The sequence below is a fragment of the Anaerotignum lactatifermentans DSM 14214 genome (assembly GCF_900142265.1).
Taxonomy (GTDB): domain Bacteria; phylum Bacillota; class Clostridia; order Lachnospirales; family Anaerotignaceae; genus Anaerotignum; species Anaerotignum lactatifermentans.
Genome location: NZ_FRAH01000113.1, coordinates 1 through 7,463 on the forward strand (window position 1 = coordinate 1; position 7,463 = coordinate 7,463).

At 46.7% G+C, this 7,463-nt stretch carries 9 protein-coding genes and 1 riboswitch; of the genes, 4 read left to right on the forward strand and 5 right to left on the reverse strand.

The window, feature by feature from the left end:
• The coding region (locus tag BUB35_RS17395; protein WP_072853704.1) for a transposase at positions 1 to 228 on the forward strand (228 nt) is incomplete at its 5' end.
• 410 nt (positions 229 to 638) lie between these two features.
• Here BUB35_RS17395 and BUB35_RS17400 read toward each other — a convergent pair.
• From BUB35_RS17400 to thiS, 5 genes are read right to left on the reverse strand one after another with little or no spacing between them, the layout of a single operon-like run.
• Complete coding sequence (locus tag BUB35_RS17400; protein WP_072853793.1) at positions 639 to 1,217, reverse strand: thiamine phosphate synthase; 579 nt, start codon at positions 1,215 to 1,217, stop codon at positions 639 to 641.
• Positions 1,210 to 2,424: a 2-iminoacetate synthase ThiH gene (gene thiH, locus BUB35_RS17405; RefSeq protein ID WP_072853795.1), complete on the reverse strand. Its 1,215-nt coding sequence runs from the start codon at positions 2,422 to 2,424 to the stop codon at positions 1,210 to 1,212. The genes BUB35_RS17400 and thiH overlap by 8 nt, the downstream gene beginning before the upstream one ends.
• A gap of 12 nt (positions 2,425 to 2,436) precedes the next feature.
• The gene (locus BUB35_RS17410; protein WP_072853797.1) at positions 2,437 to 3,210 is read right to left on the reverse strand and encodes a thiazole synthase; all 774 of its coding nucleotides are present in this window, start codon (positions 3,208 to 3,210) and stop codon (positions 2,437 to 2,439) included.
• Between the two features lie 33 nt (positions 3,211 to 3,243).
• Complete coding sequence (thiF, locus tag BUB35_RS17415; protein WP_072853799.1) at positions 3,244 to 3,885, reverse strand: sulfur carrier protein ThiS adenylyltransferase ThiF; 642 nt, start codon at positions 3,883 to 3,885, stop codon at positions 3,244 to 3,246.
• Positions 3,885 to 4,082, reverse strand: a complete 198-nt coding sequence (gene thiS / locus BUB35_RS17420) for a sulfur carrier protein ThiS (RefSeq protein WP_072853801.1) — start codon at positions 4,080 to 4,082, stop codon at positions 3,885 to 3,887. Before thiS ends, thiF begins: the two co-directional genes overlap by 1 nt.
• A 183-nt stretch (positions 4,083 to 4,265) precedes the next feature.
• Positions 4,266 to 4,371, reverse strand: a riboswitch (TPP riboswitch).
• A 140-nt stretch (positions 4,372 to 4,511) separates the two neighbouring features.
• On the opposite strand from thiS, the gene BUB35_RS17425 reads away from it, so the two are divergent.
• The 3 genes from BUB35_RS17425 to BUB35_RS17435 all read left to right on the forward strand — a co-directional run.
• Positions 4,512 to 5,429, forward strand: a complete 918-nt coding sequence (locus BUB35_RS17425) for an AAA family ATPase (RefSeq protein WP_072853804.1) — start codon at positions 4,512 to 4,514, stop codon at positions 5,427 to 5,429.
• Positions 5,429 to 7,147, forward strand: a complete 1,719-nt coding sequence (locus BUB35_RS17430) for a vWA domain-containing protein (RefSeq protein ID WP_072853802.1) — start codon at positions 5,429 to 5,431, stop codon at positions 7,145 to 7,147. Before BUB35_RS17425 ends, BUB35_RS17430 begins: the two co-directional genes overlap by 1 nt.
• A 190-nt stretch (positions 7,148 to 7,337) precedes the next feature.
• Positions 7,338 to 7,463: transposase (locus tag BUB35_RS17435; protein ID WP_200777621.1), on the forward strand; the 126-nt coding region annotated here is incomplete at its 3' end.

A 7,463-nucleotide genomic window follows, 5' to 3' on the forward strand; every position in this document is an offset into this window, starting at 1 on the left:
ATGGGATACTTAAAAGGAAAAAGTGCAATGATGATATTCAATCGTCATGCAAATCTGAAGTATAAATTCGGAAATAGGAATTTCTGGGCAACAGGATATTATGTAAGTACAGTCGGTTTAAATACAGCAACGATTCAAAAATATATCAGAGAACAGGAAAAACAAGATCAAATTGAAGATAAGTTGAATACAAAAGAGTATGAAGACCCTTTTAAGGGTAGCAGATAATCATACCACCAAGGCTTGAACGAAGTGAAAGCCAGCGTCATTTAGGCGCTGGCTCTTAATAAGCCCTTATAGGGCTAGTGCAAACCACGTCTTTTAGGCGTGGTTATGATTGTAGGAAAACTAAGTTTTATACTTTTTTCAAGAATGCGGAAGGGTTTGGGGAACAAAGAGTTCCCCAACTGGAATCCGCAGTCAGAATTCATTTCTGACGAGGAAAAGCCGAAGTTTCAAAGCTTTTAGCTGATGGAGCTTCGGCTTTATACTTCTGTCTACTCGTCAAAGTCTTGAATGAAATGAGACTTTGACGACATGGTGTCGAGTTTTTCGACACCATGAGAAGAGCAGGGGTGGAGAATCCCTGCTCTTCTGCTGTCTTGGAATATGTTATCAAATATTTTGAAAGTAAGCTATTATAATTGCATCATGCCAGACATGATGCAGCCGCCTTTGGCGCCGCAGTCCATGACTTCCTGCAACTGTTTTTCATTGATTTTGATGCCACCAATGGCATAAACAGGAATGGATACCCTGCGGCAGACTTCTTCCAGAAAAACAAGTCCTCTGGGAGGAAGTCCTTTTTTGCAGTCTGTGGCATAAATATGCCCAGCAGTGATGTAAGTTGCCCCCAGTTTTTCCGCTTCTTCCGCCTCTGCCGGTGCGTGAATGGAGGTTCCCACATGAGAGAAACCGGAAAGTTCTTCTTTGTGGGCACGGAGCAGGGGGAGGGGCAGATGAATGGCGTTACAGCCCAGTTCTTTTGCCGCACGGAAATAGGTGTGCAGGATACAGGAAACGTTATGACGCTGACAGATTGCCAATACATCTTTTGCCAGAGCGGTGTATTCTGCTTCTGACAAATCTTTTTCCCGCAGAATCAGACCTTTGGGATGGTGCTTGCAGATTTCTTCTATCTGTTCCAGAAAAGGGCGTTTGCTTAAGGTGCGGTTTGATACCGCAAGAATATGGGAAAACAGTGCATCATCATACATAGATATAATCGCTCATGACCGGCTGGAGATTGTTTTTCAGCAGGGTGTCATATACTTCCTGGACAGATCTGCCGTCATCGATCTCGAACTGGTCGTCTCCTTTCTTTTCGGTTTCCTCGGAATGTTCGCCGATGCCGGTGCTGACGCCTGCGGAAATTTTAGTAGCGGCAATATTTACCAGATTATCACGGACACGGGCACATTCTCTGCTGGAAATGGTGATGTTTGCGAAAGGCATGAACAGACGATATGCGCAAACTACCTGCAAAAGCTGTGTTTCGTGAACATCCATGGGGTTGATGCGGTCATTGTTGATGATGGGGCGCAGTCTGGGACAGGAGAACGCGATTTCCGCATGAGGATATTTTCGCTGGAGCAGATAAGCGTGATAGCCTGTTGCAAAAGCGTCCTTGCGGAAGTCGTCCAGACCCAGCAATGCAGCAAAACCAACCCCACGCATGCCGCCTTTCAAAGCACGTTCCTGGGCGTTCAGACGATAAGGGAAAATACGTTTGTGTCCTGCCAGATGGAGTGTTTCATATTTATCGGAATTGTATGTTTCCTGGAAAACGGTCACATAGTCGGCGCCGCATTCGTGAAGATATGCGTATTCATCGGAGTTGACAGGATAAATTTCCAGACCAATGACTTTGAAATATTTCTTTGCGATTTTGCAGGCTTCCCCGATGTATTGTACTGTGGATTTGCTGCGGCTTTCCCCGGTGAGAATCAGGATTTCCTGCAATCCTGTTTTGGCAATGGCAGCCATTTCCTTGTCGATTTCTTCTTCGTTCAGCTGGGCACGGTTGATTTTGTTGTGGCAGTTGAAACCGCAGTAAATGCAGTAGTTTTCGCAGTAGTTAGCAATATAAATGGGTGTGAACATATATACACTGTTGCCGAAATGCTTTCTGGTTTCCACACGGGCTGCCTGGGCGATGTCTTCCAGCAGGGGCAGAGCGGCAGGGGAAAGCAGTGCGGCAAAATCCTCGGGAGTACGGCTGTCATGGACCAAAGCACGGCGTACATCTGCTTCTGTGTATTTGTCGTAATCATAAGCTTCCATGGCTGCAACGACCTGATCCATCACATCAGATTCCAGCACTTCCATACCGGGCAGATAGGTCATGTGGTCAATACGGTTTTTCTTCTGGTCTTCCAGAATTTCTTCACTTAAAATACTTTCGTTCAAATGTTCCTGACTCATGTTCGTCACCTCTCAATCCTGCAAAAATCCTGTCAGTGGAGAAGATGCGCTGGCGCCTTTTTCCAGGGTTCTGCCAAGACCTGCCAGATAAGCGCTGCGTCCTGCTTCAATGGCTTTTTTGAATGCTTCTGCCATCAATTCCACATTTCCGGCGGTGGCGACAGCAGTGTTTGCCATGATGGCAGCGGCACCCATTTCCATGGCTTCGCAAGCCTGAGAAGGTCTGCCGATCCCTGCGTCTACGATGATAGGCAGGCTCATTTCGTCAATGAGAATCTGAATAAATTCTTTGGTGCACAGACCTTTGTTGGAACCAATAGGGGCACCCAAAGGCATGATGCAGGCAGCACCGGCATTTGCCAGATCTCTTGCTACATTGAGATCGGGATACATGTAAGGCATTACGATAAAACCGTCTTTTGCCAGCATTTCTGTGGCACGGATGGTTTCCTGGTTATCAGGCAGCAAATATTTGGAGTCACGCATGATTTCTACTTTGACAAAGTTCCCGCAGCCCAGTTCTCTGGAAAGTTTGGCAATGCGCACAGCTTCTTCCGCGTTTCTTGCGCCGGAAGTGTTGGGCAGCAGGGTAACGGTATCGGGGATATAGTCCAGAATGTTGGCAAGACCGCCTTCGTTGGCACGTCGTACTGCCAGTGTGATGATCTGTGCTTCGGCTTTTTCCACACAAGCCTTTACCAGATCCAGAGAAAATTTCCCGGAACCAAGGATGAAACGGGATGTAAATTCGTGTCCGCCTAAAATGAGTTTGTCATTGTTCTGCATGGTAAAATTCCTTCTTTCTTCCAAAATCAGATATTATACGGTTTCTTCGCCCAGAAGCAGACGGGCGATCATATTGGATTCATGGGCAGCGCAGAGTGCAGCTCTGGGCGCCATGAGGCATTGTCCATGGGCAATATCGGTGGTTTCGTCGCCGCAGAGATAAAAATTGCTGCCAATCTTTCGGGTATGGATGGTGTTGCTGCTGCCGAAGCCTGCCATGCCGGAAGCACAGACCAGTTTTTTCTGGGGAAACCATTCCAGTATGCCGTTGACGAACATGGCTTTTGTTTCTGCGTTGTCAAAAGCTTCGCAGATGATGTCCGCATCGGCAAAAAGGGTTTTCAGATTTTCACTGGTTACCTTTACGCAGTCTGTGGTGATGTCCAGATAAGGATTGATCTGGAGCAGCTGTTCTTTCAGAGCATCTGTTTTATACATGCCCACATGGCGCAGCAGATATTGCTGGCGATTCAGATTGGTCAGGTCTACACGGTCAAAATCAATGAGGTGTAGATGTCCCACACCAAGGCGTGCCAGTGCGAAGGCAACATTGGAACCAAGTCCGCCTAGTCCTGCAATGGCAACATGCCCGGCATCCAGCTTTTCCTGATAGGCTGCTGTGTGGCGTTCCACCAATGCTTCATAGATTTCTTTTTTCGTAAATGGGTGCATCATCAGCCGCCTCCTACAAAACTGACAATTTCGATCTTATCGCCGTCATTGAGATATGTGGTGTCGTATTCACTTTTGGGCAGGATTTCTCCGTTTTTTTCCACTGCGATATAAGTGCGGCGGTAGTTGTTTTCGTCAAGATACGCACCCAGAGTCATAGGTGCGGACAGGGTCAATGTTTTCCCGTTAATGGTGATCATTCAGAAGCCTCCTTTCCAGCAGCGACAAGAAAAAAGAGCTCACAAAGAAATACACCCGTGGTGGTGCACCCCTTCATGAACTCTTGTTCACTCTCAACGCTGCCAATATTCTGTTTCCGTAAAAAGTTCTGGCTTTGGTCTGTCTGTACGCAATAAAAATAGGGAGATGCAACGCATCTCCCGAAAATTCATTCTGTCGATTCCTACGTTGGCATTATCCAAATCAGGTGTAAGGGTCGAAGCAAAACTTCCTCTCAGCCCAATCCATTGAGCTCCCCTGTTTTCTTTTTACGAGAACAGTATATACACGGATTCTGAAAATGTCAACAGGCAAAATGACAAAAAGTATAAAATTTTCGGAAATATGCACATAACTTTACATGTTACAATGAGTCCATAACCAAAGAGGAGGAATTTTTTATGTGGCACATGGAAGAAGAATTACAGACAGAAGGGGTCAGCGTCAGCCTGCTGAAGGAAATCCAGAAGTTCCGCGAAAGTCATGAAGTGGATGCTTCTGTAGCAGGTCGTGTACCGGTGCCCCGTTTTTTATATTATGGCAAAGAAATCTGGGAAGAAGCGGCAGCAGCGTTGTTATGTGGGGAAAATTTGTTGCTGTCCGGTCCCAAAGCAACTGGGAAAAACGTGTTGGCAGAAAATCTGGCGGCAGCCTTTGGCAGACCGTCCTGGGACATTTCTTTTTATGTAAATGTAGACGCCGCTTCCCTCATTGGGACAGATACATTCCGGGATAATCAGGTAGTATTCCGTGAAGGGCCCATCAGCCGCTGTGCACATATGGGTGGCTTCGGCGTACTGGATGAAATCAATATGGCAAAGAACGAGTCTTTGGCAGTGCTCCATGCAACATTGGACTTCCGTCGCTCCATTGATGTGCCGGGGTATGACAGAATTCCTCTGCACGAAGCAACACGATTCATTGCTACCATGAACTATGGCTATGCCGGTACCAGAGAGTTGAATGAAGCGCTGGCATCCCGTTTTGTAGTTATCAATATGCCGGTTATTTCTGAGGAAAACCTACGGAAGCTGCTGAAACGGGAATTCCCTACACTGAAAGATAAATGGGCAGAACAGTTTGCCGCGTTGTTTCGAGAATTGGAAACAAAATGCGATAACGCGGAAATTTCCACAAAAGCGCTGGATTTGCGTGGGCTCATGGCATCCATTCATTTGATGGAAAAAGGTCTGAAAGCGGTTCGTGCACTGGAAATGGGTATCATCAACAAAGCCTTCGATCCCTTTGAACGGCAGTTGGTGGCAGATGCCATTGCCGCAAGAATTCCGCAGGATCTGGACTATGGAAAGCTGTTTGGTGATCGCTGATGAAAAACAGAGAGATTGCGGAGCGTCGTGCCGTCAATCAGATTTGGAACGCCGCACAGGATTATTCCCTGCAGCCGGTGTATGTTGCCTTTGATGAGGACGGCGACGCGGATTTTTATTTCAATACGGTCATTGGTGCCGTATATCATTATTTTCAGTTTGAAACGTTGGATAAGATGTTTACCTACCTTCAGCGCAGACAGGATGGGGAATTGTATGTGGAACTGCTGTGGCTGGGGCTGGAAAACTGTGTGTTCGGCAAAGCCAAAGATGAACGTCCTGCCATGGCAGAACTGCGGCGTGCTTATGCGGAAAAATTTCTGGCAAGACCCAAAGACCATGTGGTGGAATCTTTACTGTGGGATTTGAAGCGTGCTCATTGCCAGCGTATATTGGGTCAGGCAGATGATCTGGACGAAGAAAAACGAAAAATATTGGATGCTTTGGAATTTCCCGCGGACTGCAACACAGAACAGGTGACAGACCGCATGGATCTTCTGCTGAATCAGTATTTTTTCAAAGGGCATTTCAAAGAGTTTGAAGAATTGGGCGGTCATATCAGTGATTCTCCGTTTTTCTGGCCAAAAGGCTGGGGAAAACGGGCAGGCAGTGCTTTGCGGCGTATCGACTGGGAAGGAAAAACCACAGAGGAGAAGGATTCCCTCATGGGCAAAGCGAGAAAGCTGTATCAGCGGCTGACATTTTCCAGACCCAGTGCCAAGGTGGTGCGCGCCTATGTGGAAAGCTGTTTTGGGAAATCCATGTTTTCCACAGCGGAAATGGCAGAAATCGAAAAGAAACTCTGCACAGAAGCCCATCGGGAATGTTTATTGCATTTCACCAGAGGGGAATTCACAGAAACGGGAGAATTGACCAGAGAAGCGGCAGAACAGCGGGAATTTGCTGAGAAACAGAGAGAAGCCAATGAAGCTTATTTTCAGGCAAACGAAAGCCAGACCATGCTGGCAGTCAATAAACTGACAGAACGCATACGCAATGCTATATTGCTGCAGCTGGAACCCACGGTGTACCGTACTCGTGCCGGAAATCTGCTGGCAGGGAAGGTATGGCGGAATGTATATCTTCATGATGAACGGATATTTGAGAAAACATCGGATAGCCAGTTGGATACCCTGACGGTGGATATTTTACTGGATGGCTCCGCTTCCCAGCGAGAACAACAGGCGAAAGTGGCAACACAGGGCTTTATCATTGCGGAAAGTTTGACTCGCTGTAATATTCCTGTTCGCGTAAGCGCTTTCAGCAGTGTCAGTGGCTGTACGGTTATGCAGGTATTGCGGGATTACCATGACACTTCCAGAAATAAAGATATTCTGCATTTTCTGGCGGCTGGCTGGAACCGGGATGGTTTGGCATTGCGGGCGGCAGACTACCTCATAGAACAGGAGAGAAGCGAACACAAAATGCTCATCATACTTTCCGATGCCCATCCCAATGACGATCAGCCCATGCCGTCAAAGGAAGGGCTTCATTTGCCCAAAGATTACGGCGGAGAAGCTGGTGTGCAGGATGTGGCAGAGGAAGTGAGCCGCCTCAGAAGAAAAGGTATCTGGGTCATTTCCGTCTTTACGGGAAATGATCGGGATTTGCCGGCAGCCCACAAGATTTATGGCAGAGAATTGGCAAGAATCCGCTCCGTCAGCTGGTTTGCCGATACGGTAGGACGGCTGATACAGGAGAGAATCAGAGAAATGTAAAAGTATAAAAGACTGGACAATATGGTTCAGTCTTTTTGTATTATTACTTTAGTGCTGAAGGCTGCAAAGCAGCCTTTAACAACCGCCCGCTCTGCGGGTGAGATTAAAGCTTAAGCAAAAAGCATCGTCCTTGTTGTAAAATAAGGGTGTTCAAGCCTAAATATTTTACATAAGAAAGGACGATGCTTTTATGGCAAACAGTTTAGCACACACAAAATGGGTATGCAAGTATCATATCGTATTTACACCAAAGTATAGAAGAAAAATAATTTATTATGAATTGAGAGCGGATATTCAAAAAATAATTAAAGATTTG